The organism is Amycolatopsis sp. NPDC114504 (assembly GCF_055633595.1).
In genome coordinates this window covers 886,423-908,918 of record NZ_JBVKDU010000003.1, presented here as the reverse complement: position 1 = coordinate 908,918, position 22,496 = coordinate 886,423, and the positions used below count along the sequence as shown (strand labels likewise).

The window sequence follows — 22,496 nt, the reverse complement described above, 5'->3', positions numbered from 1 at the left end:
CTAGTCACCACCTGCCGGAACGCCGTGCCAACCGTCGCCAACTCGGCTACGGTCGATTGCACCTGACATGGGGAGTGGGCAAGTGACGATCGAATTCCGCGACGTGACCAAGCAGTATCCCGATGGGACGGTCGCCGTCGACAAGCTGAACCTGACGGTCGAGGACGGCACGATCACCGTGTTCGTCGGCCCGTCCGGCTGCGGCAAGACGACCTCGCTGCGGATGATCAACCGGATGATCGAGCCCACCGGCGGCCAGGTGCTGCTCGACGGCAAGGACGTCGCCGAGGGTGACCCGGCGCTGCTGCGCCGCGGCATCGGCTACGTCATCCAGCACGCCGGCCTCTTTCCACATAGGACGGTCCTGGACAACATCGCCACCGTGCCCCTGCTGTCCGGCTGGGACAAGGCGAAGGCGCGCAAGCGGGCCGCCGAGCTGCTCGAGACCATCGGCCTGCCGGTCGAGGTCGGCAAGCGCTACCCGGCGCAGCTCTCTGGCGGCCAGCAGCAGCGCGTCGGCGTCGCCCGCGCGCTCGCCGCGGACTCGCCGGTGCTGCTGATGGACGAGCCGTTCTCCGCCGTCGACCCGATCGTGCGCGAAGACCTCCAGAACGAGCTGCTGCGGCTGCAGTCGCAGCTGGGCAAGACGATCGTGTTCGTCACCCACGACATCGACGAGGCCGTCCGGCTCGGCGACAAGGTCGCGGTGATGCGCGTCGGCGGCAAGCTCGCCCAGTACGGCACCCCCGCCGACGTGCTGCGCCACCCGGTGGACGACTTCGTCGCGTCGTTCGTCGGCCGCGACCGCGGTTACCGCGGCCTGTCCTTCCTCTCCGCCGACGGCGTCGAGGTGAAGGAGATCGAGCTGGTCGAGATCGGCTCCCCGGTGCCGGCGAGCGACGGCTGGCGCCTCGGCGTCAACGCCGACAAGCAACCCCGCGGCTGGCTGCGGCCGAACACCTCCGTGGACGGCGCGCTGTCCGAAGACGACCTCGTCGCCGGCGGTTCACTGTGGATCCACGGGACGCCGATCCGCGGCGCGCTCGACGCCGCGCTGTCCTCGCCCGCCAGCCTCGGCGTGGTCGTCGACGAAGACCACCGCGTGCTCGGCGGCGTCGTCGCGAGACAGGTACTGGACGTGATCGAGGCGACGCCCCAGGCGTCATGAGCTTCTTCGACGAGCTCGGGCAGTACCTGAGCAGCGGGAACACGCGCGCCGAAGTCCTCGGGGACCTGGGCGATCACGTCTACCTGGCGCTGCTTCCGCTGGTCCTGGGCATCGTCCTCGCGATCGCGGCGGGCTGGCTCGGCCACCGCTGGCAGCCGGCGCGGTCGGTGCTCATGGTGCTGGCCAACCTGCTGTACACGATCCCGTCGCTGGCACTGTTCGTCGTCATCCCCGGCCTGATCGGCTCGAAGATCCTGGACAGCATCAACGTCGTCGTCGCGCTGACGATCTACACCACGGCGCTGCTGGTCCGCCCGGTGCTCGACGCGCTCGACGCGGTGGCGCCGTCGGTGATCGCCGCGGCGACCGCCGTCGGCTACAAGCCGGTGCGCAAGTTCTTCGCCGTCGAGCTGCCGCTGTCCGTGCCGGTGCTCGCGGCCGGCGTGCGGGTGGCGTCGGTGAGCAACATCAGCCTGGTCAGCGTCGGCGCGCTGATCGGCACCGGCGGCCTCGGCGTGCTGTTCACCGACGGCTTCCAGCGCGAGTACTTCTCGCCGATCGTCGTCGGCATCGTGCTGACGCTGGTGCTGGCGCTGGTCGTCGACCTGATCCTGGTGGGGATCCGAAATCTCCTGACGCCGTGGGAACGGGTGACTGCCGCATGATCACCGGACTCTTCGACTGGTTCGGCGACCCCGCGCACTGGTCGGGCCCGGACGGCATCCCGCAACGGCTGCTGGAGCACCTCGGCTACACCGCGTTGTCGCTGGTGATCGCGCTGGTCATCGCTGTCCCGTTAGGACTGTTCGTCGGCCACACGGGACGCGGCGGCGTCGCGTTGGTGAGTGCGGGCAACGCGATCCGCGCGCTGCCGACGCTGGGGCTTGTGACGTTCCTGTTCCTGCTCTTCACCGAGAGCGTCACCTCGACGATCATCGGGCTCGTCGTGCTGGCCGTCCCGCCGATCCTGGCCGGCACGTACGCCGGACTGCAGGCGACCGACCACGGCGTGGTCGACGCCGCGCAGGGCATCGGGATGACCGGCTGGCAGCGGCTCTGGAAGGTCGAGGTGCCGATCTCGCTGCCGCTCGTCCTGGGCGGGATCCGCAACGCCGTGCTCCAGCTCGTCGCGACCGCCGCGGTGGCCGCGTACGTCGGACTCGGTGGCCTGGGACGGTTCCTGCTCGACGGACTGGCCATTTTGGACTATCCGGAGGTGATCGCGGGCGCGCTGCTGACGACGTTGCTGGCCGTCGTGCTCGACCTCCTGTTCTCGTTGCTGAACCGCGCTTTGGTGCCGCGGGGCGTCCGGCTCGCGGCGGCCGTGAAGAAGGTGACGGCATGAAGCGCCTGGGTCTGCTGGCCGCTGCTCTGGTCCTGCTGGCCGGTTGCGGCAACCCGCTCGCGGGCGGCGGCGAGGGCGGTGCTTCCGGCGACATCATCATCGGCGCGTCCGACGTCGGGGAAAGCCTGCTGCTGGCCCAGATCTACGCCGGCGCGCTTCGCAACGCCGGTGCCACGAACGTGACGGTGCGGCCGCCGGTGGGCAGCCGCGAGGTCGTCGTCAAGGCACTGCAGGACAAGTCGCTGTCGGTGGTGCCGGACTACAGCGGGAACCTGTTGCGGTACTTCGACAAGGAGACGTCCGCGACGACGTCCCAGGACGTCTACGCGCAGCTGCGCCAGAAGGTCCCGGCCGGGTTCGAGGTCCTGGACCAGGCACCGGCCGAGGACAAGGACCTCCTGGTCGTCGGCGCGCAGCTGGCGGCCTCGGGCGTGAAGACGTTCTCCGACCTGGGGAAGCGCTGCGGTGAGCTGGTGTTCGGCGGGCCGGGCCAGTGGAGCAGCCGCTGGAAGGACAAGATCAAGTCGCTGTACGGCTGCGAGTTCAAGGAGATCCGCACGACCGACACGGGCGGCCCGGTGACGGTGGCGGCGTTGAAGTCGGGCGACGTCCAGGTGGCGGACCTGTTCAGCACATCGTCGACGATCGCGGCGAACGGGTTCGTCCCGCTGGCCGACGACAAGAACATGTTCCCGGCGCAGAACATCGTCCCCCTGGTGGCGCGAGGGACGTTGTCGCCTTCCGAGGCGGCCGCGCTGAACCGCGTCTCGGCGGCGCTGACGACCGAGCAGCTGACGCAGTTGAACGTCGAGTTCACCGAGAAGAAGCGCAACCCCCTGGACATCGCCGAGGACTTCCTGGCGCGCAACAACCTGAAGTCCTAGTCCAGGGCGAGCTTCACCCCGAGGCCGATGAAGATGCCACCGGTGGCGACCTCGATCCGCCGCTGGTTCTTCTTCCGGCGCACCCACCCGCCGACCCGGCCGGCGAGCACGCCGACGGCGCCGTCGACGAGGAACTCGAACACGATCATGACGGCGCCGAGGACCGCGAACTGCAGCCAGACGTGCCCGCGTGCGGGGTCGATGAACTGCGGGAGGAACGCGATGGTGAAGGTGACCATCTTCGGGTTGAGCAGATTGGTTAGCAGCCCGCTCAGGTAGGCGCGGTCACTCTTGCGTTCGACGAGCGGCTTCCGGTTCCGGATGGCCTGGACGCCGAGGTGGATCAGGTAGGCGGCGCCGGCGATCCTGACGACAGTGAAGGCGACGGGAACGGCGGCGAAGAGGGCGGCGAGCCCCGCCGCGGCGACGACGACGTGAACGGCTTCGCTGGTGGCGACCCCGGCGGTGGCGAGCAGCCCGGCTTTCGGGCCGCCGCGCATGCCGCAGCCGAGGATGAAGAGCATGTCCGGGCCCGGCGTGACCATCGCGACGACGGTGGTGAGGACGAAGGCCAGGAGGAGGTGCGGATCGACCGGCATGGGCCGATCCTGACACGCGAGCCTGGCTGGACGAACTTGTTTTCGGCGCCGGATTCCGAGACCCCACACAGCCCCCGCCCTCTCCGGGGGGCGTCCCCGGGTCCAGTGTATCGGGGGCGCCCGACAACAAGCCCCGAACAGCTGTCGGCGGGCCAGGTTGTCCACATCACGGGCGGGCTGTGGATAATCGGTGCTGCGGCGACCGGCTTCAAGCGCAGGTTGTCGCGGACGTCGGTGATCTCGCGGCTGTTCTCGGTGGGTCATCTGCGGCTCGGTGACGGCGCGGACCTGCGAGTCGTCGACTTGGGCGACCCGCTGCCGTACCCCGACGACGCTTTCGACGACGTCGTCGCGGCCCTGGTCCTGCACTACTTGGAGGACTGGACCGCGCCGCTCGCCGAAATCCGGCGCGTGCTCAAGCCCGGCGGCCTTCACCTGCGGCCGGGTTCCGCACCGCCGTCGTCAGCGAACCGCCGTTCGCGCCGGAAGCTCGCGAACTCTTCCCCGATGAGCTGGCGAAGTTCCCGTCCGGGGCCTTCCTGTTCTTCGTCCTCGAGGCCGTTTAACCGCGCAAGGCCGCCGCGACTCGGCCGGCGTCCTCGATCCCTCGCTCCGGTGGCTCCTCCGGCAGCGGCAGCAGCACCACCGACCCGCTCCCGGCCTCGTGCAGCGCACGCACCGAGGCCACGCACTGGTCGAGATCCCCGCAGACCGCGAGCCGCGAGAGCCACGATGGATCCAGCGCGGCCGCCAGTTCGTCCACAGTGGACGCCGAGTCGACCAGCTCCAGCAGCTCCGCGGCGAACGGCAACCCCTCGACCTGCACGCGCGCCCCCGGCGTCAACGACTCCGCCACGGTCAACCGGGCCCGCGAGGGATCGCCCAGCGCCAGCCAGTTGTACGTCACCACCACGTGTCCCGGAGCCTCGCCGATCCCCTCCAACGCCGTCCGCACGAACTCCGGCGGTGACGGCTCGGCCAAGATCGTCCCGTCCGCGGACGTCCCCGCCACCGCCAGGGACTTCGGGCGGCGTACCCCGGCCAGCACCGGCGGCACGACCGCCGGCGGGAACACCAGCTCCACCTCGTCGAGGTTGACGTGCTTGCCCGTCATCGAGACCCGGTCGCCCGCCAGCAGGCGGCGCACCGCCACCAGTGTCTCCTCCAACGCCGCCAGCTGCGAAGCCGGGTACGCGCCGATCTGGCGCATCCACGACGCCACCCCGTGGCCCAGCCCGCCGATCAGCCGGCCCGGGTGCAGCTCCGCCAGCGCCGCCAGCTCCATCGCCGCGATCGCCGGGTTGCGGGCCACCGCCGGTAGAACGCCGATGCCCACCTTGATCGTCGACGTCACCGCGAGCGCCGTCGCCACCGTCGCGATCCCGGCGGCCCAGAAGCAGTCCTCGACCAGCCAGACCTCGTCGAGACCCGCGGCCTCCGCCTGGCGCGCCAGCTCGACCAGCTTGGCCGGGGGCTGCTCGCGGTTGATCCGGACGCCGACGGACGAGGTCGGTGCGTACATGCGGAGGCTCCTCAGATCCGGGAGAACGCGGGCGCGTACTCGAACGCGCCCGCCTGCGTGGGTTTGTAGCCGGTGAGCGTGCGGGCCTGGAAGTGCTTGCCCCAGGCCGGATCCGGGGCCGCGATCGAGAGCGTCGACGCCGTGACGAAGCCGAACCGGCCGTAGTACGCCGGGTCGCCGAGCAGGACGACGACGCCGTACCCGAGCGCGTCCGCCGCGCCGAGCACCGCGTGCATCAGCCCCGATCCGACGCCGGCGGCCTGGTGCCCGGGCCGCACGCCGAGCGGCCCCAGCCCGACGGCCGACGTCGTGTCGTCGCCGACGCGGGCCCGGCTGCAGCACACGTGCCCGGCGAGCTCGCCGTCGCACACGGCCACCAGCGACAGCGCGTCGAGCAGGTCGCCGTCCGCGCGCAGCTCGTCCACCAGCGGCGCCTCGACCGGGGTGACGCCGGGTTCGCGCCGGAACGCCTCGCTGTGGATCGCGTACACGGTGGTCCGGTCGGCGGGCGTCTCGCGGCGGGTGAGCATGCCCGCCACCTTGCCCCGAACCGCCATCGATCGGCAATCAGTTTCGGGTAGCCGCTTTGACAGCGTCCTTGCCTGAGACGAAACAGCCCGGTTCGAGCGCGGTCGCCCGATACGCGAAGGTGAGCCAAGTCGACAGCTCGTGCGGCTGGTCGTTGACCGACTCGACACCGTCGGCGGTGACGATCACGATGTCCTCGATCCGGGCGCCCCAGCGGCCCGGCTGGTAGATGCCCGGCTCGACACTGAAGGCCATGCCCGGCTCCATGTAGGACTCGTCGCCGGCCACGGAGTAGCACGACTCGATCTCCTTGATGTGCTGGATCCGCTGCGGGTAGTCGTCCGGCGCCCCCGGGTCGTTGGGCGTCAGCGAGATCAGCGCCGTCAGCGGCAGGCCGATCTGCTCGCCGTCGAGCCGCGCGGTGTAGCCGAGGATGACCCCGCGCTGCTCGAGGCGGCGCACCCGCTGGTGCACCGCCGACACCGACAGTCCGACCCGCTCGGCGAGGTCGGTGAAGCTGCGCCGCCCGTCGGCCGCGAGTTCCTGGACGATCGACTGGTCCAGCGGCTCCAGGCCGCCGGGTGTCATGCGTTCAGCACGACGAGCAGCGGGTCGGCAAGACGGCGAAGGTGGATAACGTCAAATATGACAGCGGCCGTGCCCCACGGTGTGGAGGGCGGTTCGACAGGTGATCGCGGCCGTCTCGGTCGCCGACGAACAGGGCTGCTACGTCGAGCGTTGCAGCCGCAGCGCGCCAACCTGGCGGAGTCGGCTGAGCCGGGAGTGCCACGCCGATGGAACCGACTCTTCTCCTGGGCCATCGATTACTTGGACTCGGACGTCGGCAGTGGCGGTGGGATATAGGGGGCCTGCTGCCGGTCACGAACCAGCTGTGATTCGCCACTTTGACGGTGTTGAGCACGGCGCTCTCGGTCGACTTGTCGACGACCTCGCTCGACCTTCTGGAACGGCGAACTACAAGCTCTGTCGGTCGATGGCCGAGTGCCCGAGCGCGTGCATGCACCGATATTTGCGATTAGACCCGAAGGAGGTGGCCGGCGCAGTTGGTCCGATATGAACGTCGTCACATGGACTCCTAGCGCAGGGTAGATCGCGCAGGCCGACTTGGCTGTAACACGCTCCTGGACTTTGTCGGCAGACTCGTACGCGAGTCGCAGGCATGTCGTGCTGTCGGTCGGGTAGTCCCCGAAAGCTAGTACCGCGCCGCGGCGCAGCCAGGCGGCTTTGCTGACGGTGTCGACGAACGGGGTTGAAGTCTAAGGGTGCCTCCTTCGGAGAGATGGAGGCACCCTTACGCAAGCATCGAACTACTCCGTATCGATATCCGTCTCGGCTGAAATACGTTCAGGAGGGACTACGGAGAACTTGCTCATAAAATTGCGTTCTTCTCGTGCCAGGAACTGTGCACGCTCCCTGATGAACCCGACGTTATCGCCGCGTTTTAGCTTTTGAATGGCAGTAGATGGGATACCGTGACTGCGAAGTGCTGTAGTGTCGGCCATGTTCGCTAACTCCAGCAATGCGCCCTTGGTTGAAATGCCAGGATTGGTTGGCAGAATAATCCTATTTGCCGGACTTGAGACGTCCTCGCCGCGAGTCATGATGTGACGGTATGCGCTCGTGTCGGACTGAGCCAGCAATTGGATGGCATCGATCTTGTTCCCGTCGACATCCAGGCGATTGTTGAATTCTTGAAGTTCCCAGATCATAAAAGAGCGAACTCTTGCGCTTCGCATGTCGAATCGATCGGGGAATGGTCGTGCGACCTGGTCCGCCAGATCAAGATCGCCGTTTTCAGACGCAAAATTCTTCATTTCTTGCAAGGCTAGCTTGATCTGCGTGGTATTGGCGCCGGCAAAATATCCGGACCATGACGTGCTCCAGAACCACTCAATCAGAGTCTGCAGTTTCGCTGTCGAAGGGTTCGGGCATGTGTGGAAGAATGACGCCAGTAGCATTATCTGTGCGTTGTATGGAACCAGTCGAGCGAGGGGTACGCCGACGGTGATGCGAAGGAATCTGACGGCCTTCTGTAGCGCCGTCTCCGTGGCGTCGACATACTCGGCAAGTCCTTCGCGAACTCGATCAGCGAGAACTTCCCAGCGAGCCTCTTGTACGTCTTCTTCTCCGGCGGCCGCGAGAATTGCTCGAAAAATTGTCATCGACGGAACCGGGCCAAAGCCAGTCGATGCAACACTTTCCTGAATTGTATTGATGCGATCGGCTAAGCTTTCGCTATCATCGTTCTTGTAAGTCAGAGCCGAGACCATTTGATCGGGAGTCATCGACTGTCCACTGCTGTTCAGTCGAGAGAAGACCTTTACGGCCTGTTTCAGGTCTCCGCCTATCAGGCGGACTGCGGCCATTTGGAAGGATTTGAAACGCTGCGCCAACTTCTCTGCTTCATCGATCATGGCAGAGAGGTTTTCGGCGAACTTCACCGATTCCTCGAGCTGCCGTGCGAAACTCAAGAAGTCCATGGTTCGAAGAATCGAGCGCATTGGCAAGTAGTTTTCCGGCGGAGGCGTTGGCTTCTTCCAATGGCGAAATTGGTTTCTGTCCGTTCGTTCCCCGAGGGCTCGGTAAACTTCCCACATCCATGCGCTCTGTTCGGTGCCACTGGGAGTGGTTTGGCTCCTTCGTAGGCAGCCATACAGAGTCGAAAGCCGCTGGTGGCCGTCCAGAAGGTACGATACTCGTCCATCGGTTGGTGGTGGCGGAACTGCGAAATCGGCGATCCTGTCCAGGCTGGCAAGCGGTAGATTCGTCTCCCAGATCAGCAGGCTGCCGATCGGGTATGACCTATCGATGCTGTCGAAGAGATCTGTCATCTGTTCTGGTCGCCAAACAAAGGGCCTTTGGAATTTGGGTACGCGTAGCCTGCCGCTCTTTATTTCGTCAAGTAGGTTCTCGAGCAGCATAATTTCCGGCTTGACCGTGGTCGGAGTTTCCGTATCCGTCATTTTAAGGCCTTTCAGATAATTGATCGGATCTTCGACAGCATTGCTCGCATCTCCGTGGCGACGTCGAGGGTCGGTCGCTCGAACTCTTTCGAGGTTAAATGTTCTGAGATTGATTCGAGCTTTTGAAGAACGCCTGTACCGAATCCGCCACGTAATCGATCCAAGTCTGATTTGGAGATATTCCGGTAGAGTTCAGTTTGCTCGGATCGGATTTTGGTTGGAAATTCAGGGTTGCCAAACCCATGTTTCATATCGTAATATCCGCGTTGCTGACCAGATAGGGATTTTAGCGCTGCAATTTTGCGCGATGTCTCTTTTCTGTTTCCGCAGGTTGCGAGCACCTTGTTTGGCGCGTAGTTCTCGGCCTCCCGTAGCTCAAGAACATGAACCGTCAACCCATCTTTTTGGAGTCGTTCTGCCTTTTGGTGACTCTTTGTTCGTTCGTCGGGGGCCCACCGGTCGCTGTCGAGAAGGGCGAAGACGCGTACATGTAGCCTGTACAGCTGCCGTTCGGCTTTGGCAACTACTTCAAGGCGCTCTCCGCCAGAATGGCGTACAACAATCCAATTCTTGATAAGCGCTGCGGAGATGTCCGGGTACTGGAACACGCGTGCCATTGTCTTGATGAATCTGCCGTCATTGAGTAAATCTTCGACGACGATCACCGCTGGTCTTCCTAGATCTTCTACGACCTCGGCGAGGTTGGTCTTTTCTGCGACTACTATTGGTTGAGAGATTGGGGTGGACCATGTGGAAGCAACCAGGGCTTTTCGTGCAAGTTCACTGGAGGTGCCCGCAAAGAAGGGGGCATGAATTTCGAAGTATTCTCGAGCTGAATTAATGCTCGCCTCTTCGGGGGTCCAGGTGTGGCGTCCTTCTGCGAACCAAGTGAAGAGGTTGATCAGTTGGTTCGCGGATCCGGGCTGTTCAAATGCTGTTGCGCAAATATGGATTCGCATCATGCCCGCCTTGAGCGTGCGAGCTGTGCCTGCGCGAGGTGTCGTGTCTCGTCGTAGTCTTCCGAGAAGACCCCTGCGGGCCAGAAGTCCAGGTTGCCGTCTTCGTCGATATTGATGCGGCGAGCCGTACTGGATCCGTCCAGGTTCTCGATGAAGTAGATGGATAGATCATCCGGATTCACTTTTCCTTCTGCGACCCTGCGTCGAAGGCGAAGAAGAAATGTCTCGCTATGAGTCTCGATGACAAAGCGCGTCTTGGTCTTTGTGATCGCATCCAAGTATAGGTCGGCCAGAGTTCCGTGTGCTCCGGGATGCAAGTGCAGTTCAGGTTGCTCGACTATTTCCAAAACCGGAAAGGTTGAAGGTGAATAAATATCTAGGGCTCGTTGCACGAAGATCGGGAGAGCTTGCGCAATTCCGGTGCCGGTGTCGACGATATTGACCTGCAGTGCAGGATCTGTCTTCGACTGCAGGATGATGGTATACAAACCGGCGCGATCGACTGCGTTTATAGACCAATCCGGCAGGGTGCTCTGAAAGTATTCATTGATAAACGTGATCAGGCCGCCTTGATTTCGCCGCAGGTCACTGGCCAAAATTCCGGCAGTGTACTCGCCGCTCTTGCCGACAAAGTCCGGCATTCTTGCCGGAAGTCGATAGAAACGGGCGGGTCGATCTCTGAATGGTCCAATGTAGCGAATCTTGTCGAGTCGTTCCCGTGCTTGCTTGCTCAAGGTGATCAGGCGGGCTTTCTCAGATTCTGGCAAGCGGTCGGTATCTACTCGGATCGGCAGTAGGCCCTGGAATTCGACAGCGACCCCGTGTGCGGTAGTCTGATCGGGACCTTCGACGGAATACAGTGACGCGCTCTCAGGGGAGTCGGTTCCCTCCCAGGTCAGCTTGAACATCTTGTCCATTGCTGTCAGTTCTAGTGAGCTGATTACCTGAGTGTGGTACTCGTCGATGTTCTGGATTTTCGTTGCCAGTTTGATCTCGGGCGACGAATCGTCGCTGAGGCCGAGCTCGATGCCAAGGCTGCCGTGAGGGCGGTGTCCGTGGATTAGATCCAAAAAAGAGTCGACGATATCGTCGCCCAAGAGATCGAGGTCCAACGGGGCCGATGAATCGGTCGTCATGCCGGTGGCTACGACGAGCGGCGCTCGCGTCAAGGCGCTCTTACCAGAGTTGTTGCGGCCGAAGAGACACGTGATTTTTCGCAGATCAAGGGTCTGCTGGCTGGCAAAAGATCGGTAGTTGCTCAAAGCCATCCTGGTGAGGGGCACGCTGCACACTGTAGCGCGCATCACGCTCCGTGTATTGGCGAGCGTCCTCACGGATTGTCAAGTTGTCCCCGAACGCCATGAAGGCCTCCTTACCGGCTCCAAGCGCCGGTAAGGAGGCCTTCGTCGTGCTCAAGCGATCAGTCGAACGCCTTCGAGATGAGCGCCTTCTGCTCCACCTCGTGCACCTTCGACGAGCCGGCCGACGGCGCCGCCATCGGGCGGCGCGACACGACCTGCAGGCCCGAGAGCAGCTCCGGGAACTTCCGGGGCAGGTTCAGGCCGAAGAACGGCCACGCGCCCTGGTTCTCCGGCTCCTCCTGGACCCACACGACCTGCGACGCGTTCGTGTAGCGCTCCAGCGCCGCCACCAGCTTCTTCTTCGGCAGCGGGTAGTTCTGCTCGATCCGCACGATCGCGACGTCGTCCGCCTCGCGCTTCGTCCGCTCCGCGATCAGCTCCCAGTACAGCTTCCCGGAGGTCAGCAGCACCTTGCGGATCTTCGCCGGGTCCGGCGTCACGTCGTCGATGACCGACATGAACCGGGACTGGCCGGTGAAGTCGTCGGTCGCCGAGGTCGCCGCCTTGTTGCGCAGCATCGACTTCGGCGTGAAGACGACCAGCGGGCGCTGGATACCGTCGAGGGCGTGCCGGCGCAGCAGGTGGAAGTAGTTCGCCGGGGTCGACGGCACCGCCACCGTCATCGAGCCCTCCGCGCACAGCGAGAGGAAGCGCTCGATGCGGCCCGACGTGTGGTCCGGGCCCTGGCCCTCCTGGCCGTGCGGCAGCAGCAGCACGACGTCCGAGCGCTGGCCCCACTTGGCCTCGCCCGAGGAGATGTACTCGTCGATGACGGTCTGCGCGCCGTTGACGAAGTCACCGAACTGCGCTTCCCACATCACCAGCGACTCGGGGTTCGCCACCGAGTAGCCGTACTCGAAACCGACGGCCGCGTACTCCGACAGCGCCGAGTCGTAGATCATCACGCGGCCCTGGCCGTCGGCCAGGTTCTGCAGCGGCGAGTACTCCTGGCCGGTCTTGCGGTCGATGAACACCGAATGCCGCTGGGTGAACGTGCCGCGGCGCGAGTCCTGGCCGGACAGCCGGATGAGCCGGCCTTCCAGTGCCAGCGACCCGAACGCGAGCAGCTCGCCGAACGCCCAGTCGATGTCGCCCTCGCGCGACATCTTGTGGCGGCGCTCCATGACCGGCTTGACGCGCGGGTGCGGCGTGAAGCCCTCCGGCACGTTCACGAACGCGTCGCCGATGTGCTCCAGCGTCTCGCTCGAGATCGCCGTCGACACCTTCGCCGGGACCTGCTGCTCCTCCTCGACCGAGGGGGACGCCTTCGCCGGGTGCTTCTCCAGCTCCCGGACCTCGTTGAAGACGTGCTCCAGCTGGCTCGAGAAGTCGCGCAGCGCGGCCTCGGCCTCTTCGACGGAGATGTCACCACGGCCGATCAGCGACTCGGTGTAGGTCTTCCGCACCGAACGCTTCGTGTCGATGATGTCGTACATCGCCGGCTGCGTCATCGAGGGGTCGTCGCCCTCGTTGTGGCCGCGGCGGCGGTAGCAGATCAGGTCGATGACGACGTCCTTGTGGAACGCCTGCCGGTACTCGACCGCCAGCTTGGCCACCCAGTGCGCGGCCTCCGGGTCGTCGCCGTTCACGTGGAAGATCGGCGAACCGATCATCTTCGCGACGTCGGTGGCGTACTGCGACGAGCGCGAGTGCTCCGGCGCGGTCGTGAAGCCGACCTGGTTGTTGACGACCACGTGCACGGTGCCGCCGGTGCGGTACCCGCGCAGCAGCGACAGGTTCAGCGTCTCGGCGACGACGCCCTGGCCCGCGAAGGCCGCGTCGCCGTGCATCAGGACCGGCAGCACGGTGTAGCCCTCGCCGCCCTTGTCGAGGAGGTCCTGCTTCGCGCGGACGATGCCCTCGAGGACCGGGTCGACGGTCTCCAGGTGCGACGGGTTCGCCGTCAGCGAGACCTTCGTCTCGCCGTCACCGAACATGCGGAAGTACTTGCCCTCGGCACCGAGGTGGTACTTCACGTCACCGGAGCCGTGCGCCTGGCCCGGGTCGAGGTTGCCCTCGAACTCCTGGAAGATCTGGCTGATCGGCTTGCCGACGATGTTGGCCAGGACGTTCAGCCGGCCGCGGTGCGGCATGCCGATGACGACCTCGTCGAGCTCGTGCTCGGCGGCCTTGTCGAGCAGCGTGTCGAGCAGCGGGATCGCCGTCTCGCCGCCTTCGAGCGAGAAGCGCTTCTGGCCGACGTACTTGGTCTGCAGGAACGTCTCGAACGCCTCGGCGGCGTTCAGCTTCGAGAGCACGTACTTCTGGACCGCGGGGTCCGGCTTCTCGTGCGGGATCTCGACGCGCTCCTGGATCCAGCGGCGCTCCTCGGGGTCGAGGATGTGGGTGTACTCGATGCCGACCGTGCGGCAGTACGAGTTGCGCAGCACGCCCAGGATGTCGCGCAGCTTCATCCGCTCCTGGCCGGCGAAGCCGCCGACCGGGAACTCGCGGTCGAGGTCCCAGAGCGTCAGGCCGTGGGACAGGACGTCCAGGTCGGCGTGGCTGCGCTGGCGGTAGTTCAGCGGGTCGGTGTCGGCCATCAGGTGGCCGCGCATCCGGAACGCGTCGATGAGCTCGATCACGCGGGCGGTCTTGTCGACCGGGCCCTCGGGGATGTCGGCGACCCAGCGGATCGGCTCGTACGGCAGGCGCAGGCTGGTGAAGACGTCGTCGTAGAAGCCGTCTTCACCGAGCAGCAGCTGGTGGATGCGCTTGAGGAACTCGCCGGACTCCGCGCCCTGGATGATGCGGTGGTCGTACGTCGAGGTCAGCGTCATGATCTTGCTGATGGCGAGGTCGACCAGCGTCTTCTCGCTGGTGCCCTCGAACGCCGCCGGGTACTGCATGGCGCCGACGCCGATGATGGCGCCCTGGCCGGCCTGCAGACGCGGCACGGAGTGGTTGGTGCCGATGCCGCCCGGGTTGGTCAGCGAGATCGTGGTGCCGGCGAAGTCGTCCGCGGTGAGCTTGTTGTTGCGGGCCTTCTTGACGATGTCCTCGTAGGCCTGCCAGAACTGCAGGAAGGACATGTCTTCGCAGCCCTTGACCGAAGCCACGACGAGCGTGCGGGAGTTGTCCTTGCCCTTCATGTCGATCGCGAGCCCGAAGTTGACGTGCTCCGGCGTGATCGCGAACGGCTTCCCGTCGATGACCTGGTAGTGCCGGTTCATGTTCGGGTAGTTCTTCAGCGCCCGCACCATGGCGTAGCCGATGAGGTGCGTGAAGGAGATCTTGCCGCCGCGGGTGCGCTTGAGATGGTTGTTGATGACGATGCGGTTGTCGGCCATCAGCTTGGCCGGGACCGCGCGCACGCTCGTCGCGGTGGGGACGCTCAGCGAGGCGTCCATGTTCTTCGCGATGGCGGCCGCGGCGCCGCGCAGCTGCTTCGACTCCGGCTCGTCCTTCTTCGCTTCGGCCTTCGGCTCCGCCTTGGCGGCGGCCGGCTTCGGCGCGGCCTTCGGCTCCGGCTTCGCGGGGGCCGCCTTCGCGGGGGCCGGCTTGGTCGACGCCTGCTTGGCCGCCGACTCCGCGTTCTGCACGGCCTTCGGCGACGGCTGGGCGGCCTGGCCGTTGGTGGCCGGCTTGGCTTCGGCCTGCTGCCGGGCGTTGTCCGCCTTGGCCTGCGCGTTCTGCGTCGGCTTGAAGTCCGCGAAGAAGTCGTGCCACGCGGCATCGACTGAGGAAGGGTCGGCGAGGAACTGGTCGTACATCTCCTCGACCAGCCACTCGTTGGGGCCGAATTGTGACGCAGGGCTGCTGCTGGACACGGCTGGGGCTCGCCTCTATCCGTCTCGATCTCGATCATGAATCCGCTGATGCGCCTACCAGGCTAACCCCCTCGGTGACCGCGATGTGATGGAACCGGCCTGTGTGAGGCGTGGCGCACTAGGGGATCGGTCACTGACTCGATCAAGATGTGCTAAGGGAACCTTAAGCGCTGTACCCGGTACAGGGTTCGCGGGCTCTTGTCCTCCGGTTCGTCCCGCGGTTCGGGGACGTTCACCGCGCCGGGTTCCACTGGAGGGATGTGGCTGGTCGAATGTCCTTCGTTCTGGGACCAGGGCCTGGTGCGGCCGCTGGTGACGGAGTCCGGCAAGGTCGTGCTGCGCTGCGACTCGTGCCAGGCGGTCTGGCCGACGCTGGCCGACTTCGAGGAGATGGAGTGGGTCGAGCCCGACGAGCCGGACTGGCTGGTCGGAGCCGGCGTCCACGTCCGCCCGGGGACGGTCAGGTGGGCCTCCCAGCCGGACGTCGAGGCGGCGGGGCTGGGCGCCCTGAAGTGGCGGGCGCTGCCTTAGCCGAGCGGGTACGGCGGTTCGTGGGGGACGAGCTTGACCGCCTTGTGCAGCTGGTCGGTGGCGAGCAGGCCGGAGATGTCCCGGACGACCGGGGTGACGTCGGTGACGGCGGTGATCCACCCGCCGGCGTAGCGGTCGAGGGCTTCGCCGGTGAGACCGAGGCGGACAGCTTGGAAGTTCAGCGGCGTGTGGTCGAGATCTCGCTCGGCGTCCCACTGGATGAGCACCGGACCCTCGTGCGAGAGGGCCCACTCGAAGCCCTCGCGCGTGAGGTCGACGGCCAGGACGCGCTCGTGGCCGGGCTTGCTCCCGTTGCCGCTGTGGTAGGCGGCCAGGCGGAAGGACGGGTCGAGCCAGACGGTGCCGTCCGGCTCCCCGAAGGTCTGCTTCTCGAGCGCGGCGTCGGCGACGGCCGGTGAGCACGCCTGGTAGACGCGGACCGTCGTCTCGGTCTGCGCAGCTCGCACCTGCCGGTCGGGGACCCGCTTCTCTTCGAACATGCCCGCCATGCTCCCAGCGCGCCGGCCGCCCGGCCACGGACTTTCGTGCGCAAGAGGGCATCGCCCGTGCTCAGCGGGGCATCACGCGTGACTGGAGGGGCATCACGCGTGATCCCGCGGGCATCAGCGCGATGCCCGCTCAATCACGCGTGATGCCTTCCTGATCACGCGTGATGCCCGTTTGCGCACGTCAGCCGAGGGACCAGAGGCGGGCGTAGAGGCCGTTCGCCGCCAGGAGCTCCTCGTGCGTTCCCGTCTCCGCGATGCGGCCGTGGTCCAGGACCACGATGCGGTCCGCGCGGGCCGCCGTCGCCAGGCGGTGGGCCACCACGAACGTCGTGCGGCGGCGGGACACCGTCTCCGTCGCGCGCAACACCGCCGCCTCCGTCGAGGGGTCCAGGGCCGCCGTCGCCTCGTCGAGGAGCAAGACGTCCGGGTCCACCAGCTCCGCCCGGGCCAGCGCCACCAGCTGACGCTGCCCCGCCGACAGTGACCGGCCGCGCTCGCCCACCGGCTGCAGGAAGCCCGCCGGCAGGGCCGCGACGCCGTCGAACGCGCCCACCGCGCGGACCGCCGCCTCCACCTCCGCGTCGGTCGCCGCCGGGCGGCCGTAGCGGACGTTGTCCGCCACCGTTCCCGAGAACAGGTGCGCCTCCTGCGGCACCACGCCCATCCGGCGCCGCAGCCCGGCGAGCTCGTACTCGCGGACGTCCGTGCCGTCGATCCGGACCTCGCCGCCGGTGACGTCGTAGTAGCGCGCCACCAGCTTCACCGCCGTCGACTTGCCCGCGCCGGTCGCGCCGACCAGCGCGATCGTCTCGCCGGCCGCGACGTCCAGCGAGAACTCCGCGAGCGCCGGCGTCTCCGCGCCGGTGTAGGAGAAGTCGACCTCCTTGAACGACACCTCGCCCCGCAGCCGTGACGGCGTCGCGACGGCGTTCTCCGCCGCCGGCACCGACGTCGGCGTCCGCAGCAGGTCGCCGATCCGGTTCAGGCCGACGCGGGCCTGCTGGTAGCCGTCGAACACCGACGACAGCTGCTGGATCGGGGAGAAGAACTGCTGCAGGTACAGCAGGAACCCGAGCAGCACGCCGGCCGACAGCGTCCCGGCCGAGACGCGGTTCGCGCCCGCCACCAGCACGGTCGTCGTCGCCAGGTCGGACATCAGCGCCACCAGCGGGAAGTACGTCGCGACGTACCGCTGCGCCCGCAGCCGCGAGCGCCGGTAGTCGTCGCTGCGCGAAGCGAACGCCTCCGCGGAACGGTCTTCGCGCGTGTACGCCTGGGCGACGCGCAGGCCGCTCATGTTCTCCTGCATGTCCGCGTTGACGAGGCTGACCCGCTCGCGGGCCTCGTTGTACGCCTTCGACGCCGCCCGCCGGAAGATCACCGTCGCGACGGCCAGCACCGGCACCATCGCCAGCGCGTACAGCGCCAGCCCGGCGTCGGTGACCAGCAGCGCCGCCGTGATCCCGGCCAGCGTCAGCGCGCTGACCACCGCCGTGGCCAGGCCGGTCTGCAGGAACGTCGACAGCGCGTCGACGTCCGTCGTCATCCGGGTCATGATCTTCCCGGACAGCTCCCGCTCGTAGTAGTCGAGCCCGAGCCGCTGCAGGTGCGCGTAGCTGCGGACGCGCAGCGCGTACAGCACCGTCTCGCCGACCCGCGAGGTCAGGCGCGTCTGCGCGAACACCACCAGCCAGTCGGCCGCGATCACGAGGGCGCCGATCCCGGCGGCCAGCCAGATCATCGACTCCACGCCCGCGCGGACGCCGTGGTCGACGCCGAACTGGTAGAGCCCGGGCAGCGCGATCGACGCCAGCGCGTCCGCCGCCACCAGCCCGATCACCAGCGCCAGCGGCCAGCGGACCGGCCGCAGCAGCCGGGCCAGCCGGAAGCCGGGGTCGGGCGCGGTGACGTCCACATCGGACATCCGCGGCTCGTCGACGGCGGGTGCGAGCTTGCGCACGCCTTCGATCAGCTCCGGCGTCGGCGGCACGTCCAGGCCGCCACTGCCGCCGCCCCCGCCGACGAAGCCGCTGCTGTTCGTGTCGCCGCTGCGCAGGCGCGCCGCGTCCGCGAGGTCGTCGACCTCGTCGCGGCTCTCGTCCCGCGGCCACAACGCCTGCGTGATCCCGGCGGGGCCGCGGTCGAGGCCCTCGCAGCGGTGCTTCTCCTCGACGTCGTCGCCCGGGCCCGCGACCAGCTCGCGGAACAGCGGGCAGCGCGCCATCAGCTCGTCCTCGGTGCCGACGTCGACGACGCGGCCCTCGTCCAGCACCGCGATCCGGTCGGCCAGCGCCAAGGTCGAGCGCCGGTGCGCGATCAGCAGCGTCGTGCGGCTCGCGGTGACCGAGCGCAGGGTGTCGTGGATCGCCGCCTCGGTGACGGTGTCGATGGCCGACGTCGCGTCGTCCAGGATCAGGATCCGCGGGTCGGTGATCAGGGCCCTGGCCAGCCCGAGGCGCTGGCGCTGGCCACCCGAGAGCGTCAGCCCGCGCTCGCCGACCAACGTGTCGTAGCCGTCGGGCAGCGCGCGGATGAACTCGTCGGCTTCGGCGGCGCGTGCGGCCGCGACGATCTCCTCGTCGCTCGCGTCCGGCCGGCCGTACGCGATGTTGTCCCGGATCGAGGAGGAGAACAGGAACGCCTCCTCGAACACCACGCCGATCGCCTGCCGCAGCTGCCGCAGGGGGATGTCGCGGACGTCGAGGCCGCCGACCCGCACCGAGCCCGCGTGGACGTCGTAGAACCGGGGCAGCAGCAAGGAGATCGTCGACTTCCCGGAGCCCGCGGTGCCGACCAGCGCGAGGGTCTCGCCCGGGTTCGCGGTGACCGAAAGCCCGGCCAGTACCGGGTCGCTGCGCGTGTAGCCGAACCGGACGTCGGCCAGCTCGACGCCCAGTGGCCCCGACGGCAGCGGCCGCGCGTCGGGGGAGTCGACGACCTCGGGTTGCGCGTCGATCAGCTCGTACACGCGCTCGGCGCCGGCGCGGGTCAGCTGGGCCTGCACGACCAGGCCGGACAGCATCCGGGCCGGGCCGATCAGCGTCGCGAGGTAGGTCGCGAAGGCGAGGAAGGTGCCCAGGGTGATCGAGCCGTTCAGCGCGAGGACACCGCCGATGCCGAGCACGGCGACCTGACCGGCCGCGGGCAGGGCCGCGGTGGTCGCTGTCGGTACTGCCGACAGCTTCGCCGCGCGAAGCCGCTCCGCGAACAGCTTGCGCGCGGTCCCTTCGAGCTTCGAGACCTCCCGCGCCTCCTGTCCGAAGCCCTTCACGACGCGGACGCCGGTGACGGTCTCCTCGACCTGCTGCGCGACGTCCGCCGCGCGCTGCTGCGCCGACCACGTCGCCGGGAACAGGCGCTTGCGGCTGCGGGCGATGACGACGCCGACCGCGGGTGTGACGACCAGCGCGATCAGCGTCAGCACCGGCGACATCCACAGCATCGCCGCGAACGACAGCAGCGCGAAGATCACCGAGCCGAACGAGAGCGGGATCTGCATGAGGATGCCGACGACCAGCTGCAGGTCGGAGATGGCCCGCGAGACGACCTGACCGGTGCGCAGTGCGTCCTGCTTGCCGCCGTCGAGGCGCGAGACCGCGTTGAAGACCCGCTGGCGCAGGTCGTGCTGGACGTCGAGGGCGAGCTTCCCGCCGAAGTACCGGCGCAGGAACGCCGTGGCGAACGCGACCAGCTGCAGCGAAACCAGGAAGACGGCGATCCCGGGCAGCGCGCCCGTCCGCCCCGCGACCGCGTCGTCGACCGCCGTGCGCACCAGCAGCGGGCTCGCGGCCTGCACGCCGACGCTGAAGACGGCGGCGAGCAGCGAGAGCACGACGACGCCGCGGTGTTCCCAGGCCGCGGCGGACAGCCGGCGGACCCAGCCGACGGTCTCAGCGGGTGGGAGCTCTTGACGGGAGCGGGGCGGAGCGATGGTCACGTTGCAACACTAAGCGCCGCCACCGACAAAATATTTCCCGGAAAGCCGTGAAGGCCGCCTCGAAGACTTCGAGACGGCCTTCACGGACGGGTGAAACTCAGGTGATGTCGCGCTTCTGGTTGCCCGCCCAGCCGAGGCCGAAGAACAGCATCGTCCAGGCGAAGAAGATCAACGCCGAGGCCCACCACGAGATCACGCCGGGCGCGCCCGCCGCGAGCTGCAGGCCCAGTGCCGACCAGTGGTCGACGCCGCCGGGCAGGTTGAGCGAGTTGATCCCGAACGCGTCCGCCGCGATCCCGCCCACGATCCCGTTGGCGGTGCCGTTCGGCAGGATCCCGCCCAGGATGTCGGCCGGGCCCCAGAGCGCGATGACGAGGACGTTCTCGACGATCAGGAACCACACCAGGAACAGCACCACCGCCAGCGGCACGTTGCGCAGCACCGCGCCGAACCCGATGCCGAACAGCGTCACCAGCACCGAGGCCAGGATCGTCCCGCCGAGCGCGGCCAGCCACTGACCCGCGCTGGGCCATCGCCCGGCGTCGACCGACACCATCACCGCGACTGCCGAGACGCCGAAGCTGACCAGGCCGTAGATCGCGCCCCACGCCACGTACGTGAGCATCTTCGCGGTGAGCGCCGCGATCCGGTTCGGCGCGGTCAGGAAGGTCGTCGTGATCGTCTTGCTGCGGTATTCGCCGGCCAGCGCGAAGACCCCGAACAGGCCGGGGATCAGCTGCGCGATGTTCACGCCGTGCGCGAACGCCAGCAGCCCGACCGGCAGCTTGCTCGCGTCCAGGCCGACCGCGCCCGCGACCTCGCGCGCGTCGCTCGAACCGATGAAGTCCGCGAAGTCGTTGGTGATCCTGCCCCAGACGAACGTCAGCCAGAACGCCACCAGCGCCAGCGGGATCAGCAGCACCCACCACGTGTTCAGCGAGAGCGTCTTGCGGAACTCCGCTTTGATCAGGTTGCCCATCACTGCTGCGGTCCTCCCCAGTACTGCTGCTGCTGTTGCTGCGGACCCGTCGGCGGATACCCCGGCGGCGGGCCCTGGTACTGCGGCTGCGGGGGATAACCCTGGGGACCGCCGGCGTACTGACCCTGCGTCAGCTGGAAGAACATCCGCTCCAGGTCGGCGTGGTCCTCCTGCATCCCGTAGACGGCGATGCCGGCCTTCGCGGCGATGTCACCGATCTGCTGGACGCTCGACCCGGCGACCGCGACCCGGCCGTCCGGCGTCGGTGAGACGGCGGTGATGCCGTTCTCCTGCAACGCCTTCACCAGCGCGCCCGGGTCCGCCGGCTGCACCAGCACGCGCGACTGCTGGCTCTTGCGCAGCTGGTCGAGCGAGCCGTAGTACCGCGTGACGCCCTGGCTGATGATCACGACCTGGTCGATCAGCTGCTCGACCTCGTTGAGCAGGTGGCTCGAGACCAGCACCGTCCGCCGCTGCTCCCGCGCGTACGAGCGCAGGAAGTTGCGCAGCCACAGGATGCCTTCGGGGTCGAGGCCGTTCGTCGGCTCGTCCAGCACCAGCACCTGCGGGTCACCCAGCAACGCCGTCGCCAGCGCCAGCCGCTGCCGCATGCCGAGCGAGAACCCGCCCGCCTTCCGGTCCGCGGCGCTGCCCAGGCCCACCAGGCCGAGCACCTCGTCCGCGCGCCGGTCCGGCACCCCGATGGCCGCCGCGTACACACGGAGGTGGTTGCGCGCCGTCCGGCTCGGGTGGAAACCCTCGTTCTCCAGCACCGAGCCCACGATCCGCGCCGGGTTCCCCAGCTGCGAGTGCGGCCGCCCGTTGATCGTCGCCTGCCCCGCCGTGGGCGTCACCAACCCGAGCAGCATGCGCAACGTCGTCGTCTTCCCGGCGCCGTTCGGGCCCAGGAAGCCCGTCACCGAGCCCGGCTCGACCGTGAAACTGAGGTTCTGCACCGCGTTCACCGCGCCGAACTGCTTGCTCAGGTTCTGCACCACAATCCGGCCACTGCCGTCGTGCATACCGTCCCCTAACGTTCCCGCTGATGCGGCGTCATCCTGCCCTACCCGCGCCGCCCGCGCGCACGGAACGGCCGAACCCGCGAAGAGCGACCTTCGTCACGTTCCGCTACCGGATCCGGCGGGCGGCCGCGCGCGTTGCACGGCGCTGACCTGAGGTTTCGGTGCTGGGGTGACCCTGGGGGCAGATCAACTTGGTAAAGAATTCATTCGACTTGCCGACCCGGTGGAGCAAAGTCCGCCGGACACCTCTAAGCTAGTAAGTGGCGGCCCGCTCCCAATGACCCCCAGGTTGGTTGAGCGGGTCGCCGCTTCGTCTCCGCCTCGGGCTTCGCCTCCTCGGCGTCGGCTCATCCCCTCTACCCGGGGGCCGAGCCCCCGGACCCCCACGGTGCCTCGGG

16 protein-coding genes and 2 pseudogenes are annotated in these 22,496 nt (G+C 67.3%); 6 read left to right on the top strand and 12 right to left on the bottom strand.

Features of this window, described 5'->3' with window-relative positions; genetic code table 11:
- Window positions 1–82 precede the first annotated feature (82 nt).
- Genes ACZ7PG_RS25700 through ACZ7PG_RS25685 form a run of 4 tightly spaced genes read left to right on the top strand, consistent with a single transcriptional unit; the run spans window position 83 to window position 3,397 of the window.
- Window positions 83–1,168, top strand: coding sequence for an ABC transporter ATP-binding protein (locus tag ACZ7PG_RS25700; RefSeq protein ID WP_470241623.1), 1,086 nt, complete (start codon window positions 83–85; stop codon window positions 1,166–1,168).
- On the top strand, window positions 1,165–1,833 hold the full coding sequence (locus tag ACZ7PG_RS25695; RefSeq protein WP_470241622.1) for an ABC transporter permease: 669 nt from the start codon (window positions 1,165–1,167) through the stop codon (window positions 1,831–1,833). The genes ACZ7PG_RS25700 and ACZ7PG_RS25695 overlap by 4 nt, the downstream gene beginning before the upstream one ends.
- Window positions 1,830–2,513: an ABC transporter permease gene (locus ACZ7PG_RS25690; RefSeq protein WP_470241621.1), complete on the top strand. Its 684-nt coding sequence runs from the start codon at window positions 1,830–1,832 to the stop codon at window positions 2,511–2,513. The genes ACZ7PG_RS25695 and ACZ7PG_RS25690 overlap by 4 nt, the downstream gene beginning before the upstream one ends.
- Window positions 2,510–3,397, top strand: coding sequence for an ABC transporter substrate-binding protein (locus ACZ7PG_RS25685; protein WP_470241620.1), 888 nt, complete (start codon window positions 2,510–2,512; stop codon window positions 3,395–3,397). The genes ACZ7PG_RS25690 and ACZ7PG_RS25685 overlap by 4 nt, the downstream gene beginning before the upstream one ends.
- Here the strand turns inward: ACZ7PG_RS25685 and ACZ7PG_RS25680 are convergent.
- A complete protein-coding gene (locus ACZ7PG_RS25680) occupies window positions 3,394–3,996 on the bottom strand; it encodes a LysE family translocator (protein ID WP_470241619.1) in 603 nt (200 codons plus the stop codon). The genes ACZ7PG_RS25685 and ACZ7PG_RS25680 overlap by 4 nt on opposite strands.
- Before the next feature lie 189 nt (window positions 3,997–4,185).
- On the opposite strand from ACZ7PG_RS25680, the pseudogene ACZ7PG_RS25675 reads away from it, so the two are divergent.
- Window positions 4,186–4,562, top strand: a pseudogene (locus ACZ7PG_RS25675) (class I SAM-dependent methyltransferase); the annotation flags it as partial.
- Here ACZ7PG_RS25675 and ACZ7PG_RS25670 read toward each other — a convergent pair.
- The 7 genes and pseudogenes from ACZ7PG_RS25670 to ACZ7PG_RS25640 all read right to left on the bottom strand — a co-directional run bounded on the left by ACZ7PG_RS25670 (window position 4,559) and on the right by ACZ7PG_RS25640 (window position 15,120).
- Entirely contained in the window at window positions 4,559–5,518 is a 960-nt protein-coding gene (locus ACZ7PG_RS25670; RefSeq protein WP_470241618.1) for an LLM class flavin-dependent oxidoreductase, read from the bottom strand. The pseudogene ACZ7PG_RS25675 and the gene ACZ7PG_RS25670 overlap by 4 nt on opposite strands.
- An 11-nt stretch (window positions 5,519–5,529) precedes the next feature.
- On the bottom strand, window positions 5,530–6,048 hold the full coding sequence (locus ACZ7PG_RS25665; RefSeq protein ID WP_470241617.1) for a GNAT family N-acetyltransferase: 519 nt from the start codon (window positions 6,046–6,048) through the stop codon (window positions 5,530–5,532).
- A gap of 184 nt (window positions 6,049–6,232) precedes the next feature.
- Window positions 6,233–6,634: pseudogene (locus ACZ7PG_RS25660) on the bottom strand (Lrp/AsnC family transcriptional regulator); the annotation flags it as partial.
- Window positions 6,635–7,374: 740 nt separating this feature from the next.
- Window positions 7,375–9,030: a DUF262 domain-containing protein gene (locus ACZ7PG_RS25655; protein ID WP_470241616.1), complete on the bottom strand. Its 1,656-nt coding sequence runs from the start codon at window positions 9,028–9,030 to the stop codon at window positions 7,375–7,377.
- Window positions 9,031–9,041: 11 nt separating this feature from the next.
- Window positions 9,042–9,992: a hypothetical protein gene (locus ACZ7PG_RS25650; protein ID WP_470241615.1), complete on the bottom strand. Its 951-nt coding sequence runs from the start codon at window positions 9,990–9,992 to the stop codon at window positions 9,042–9,044.
- Window positions 9,989–11,272 (bottom strand): AAA family ATPase, encoded by a 1,284-nt coding sequence (locus ACZ7PG_RS25645; RefSeq protein ID WP_470241614.1) that lies wholly within the window; start codon window positions 11,270–11,272, stop codon window positions 9,989–9,991. Before ACZ7PG_RS25645 ends, ACZ7PG_RS25650 begins: the two co-directional genes overlap by 4 nt.
- Window positions 11,273–11,409: 137 nt before the next feature.
- Complete coding sequence (locus tag ACZ7PG_RS25640) at window positions 11,410–15,120, bottom strand: multifunctional oxoglutarate decarboxylase/oxoglutarate dehydrogenase thiamine pyrophosphate-binding subunit/dihydrolipoyllysine-residue succinyltransferase subunit (RefSeq protein ID WP_470241613.1); 3,711 nt, start codon at window positions 15,118–15,120, stop codon at window positions 11,410–11,412.
- Between the two features lie 258 nt (window positions 15,121–15,378).
- Here ACZ7PG_RS25640 and ACZ7PG_RS25635 point away from each other — a divergent pair, with 258 nt between their 5' ends.
- Window positions 15,379–15,651 carry a hypothetical protein gene (locus ACZ7PG_RS25635; RefSeq protein ID WP_470241612.1) on the top strand — a complete coding sequence of 91 codons (273 nt, stop codon included), beginning with the start codon at window positions 15,379–15,381 and terminating at the stop codon, window positions 15,649–15,651.
- On the opposite strand, the gene ACZ7PG_RS25630 is transcribed toward ACZ7PG_RS25635, so the two are convergent.
- The 4 genes from ACZ7PG_RS25630 to ACZ7PG_RS25615 all read right to left on the bottom strand — a co-directional run bounded on the left by ACZ7PG_RS25630 (window position 15,648) and on the right by ACZ7PG_RS25615 (window position 22,098).
- Complete coding sequence (locus ACZ7PG_RS25630) at window positions 15,648–16,151, bottom strand: DUF4291 family protein (RefSeq protein ID WP_470241611.1); 504 nt, start codon at window positions 16,149–16,151, stop codon at window positions 15,648–15,650. The two genes, ACZ7PG_RS25635 and ACZ7PG_RS25630, sit on opposite strands and share 4 nt — an antisense overlap.
- A gap of 190 nt (window positions 16,152–16,341) precedes the next feature.
- Window positions 16,342–20,097: an ABC transporter ATP-binding protein gene (locus ACZ7PG_RS25625; protein ID WP_470241610.1), complete on the bottom strand. Its 3,756-nt coding sequence runs from the start codon at window positions 20,095–20,097 to the stop codon at window positions 16,342–16,344.
- A 97-nt stretch (window positions 20,098–20,194) separates the two neighbouring features.
- The gene (locus tag ACZ7PG_RS25620) at window positions 20,195–21,076 is read right to left on the bottom strand and encodes an ABC transporter permease subunit (RefSeq protein ID WP_470241609.1); all 882 of its coding nucleotides are present in this window, start codon (window positions 21,074–21,076) and stop codon (window positions 20,195–20,197) included.
- Entirely contained in the window at window positions 21,076–22,098 is a 1,023-nt protein-coding gene (locus tag ACZ7PG_RS25615; protein WP_470241608.1) for an ABC transporter ATP-binding protein, read from the bottom strand. The genes ACZ7PG_RS25620 and ACZ7PG_RS25615 overlap by 1 nt, the downstream gene beginning before the upstream one ends.
- Between the last annotated feature and the right edge of the window lie 398 nt (window positions 22,099–22,496).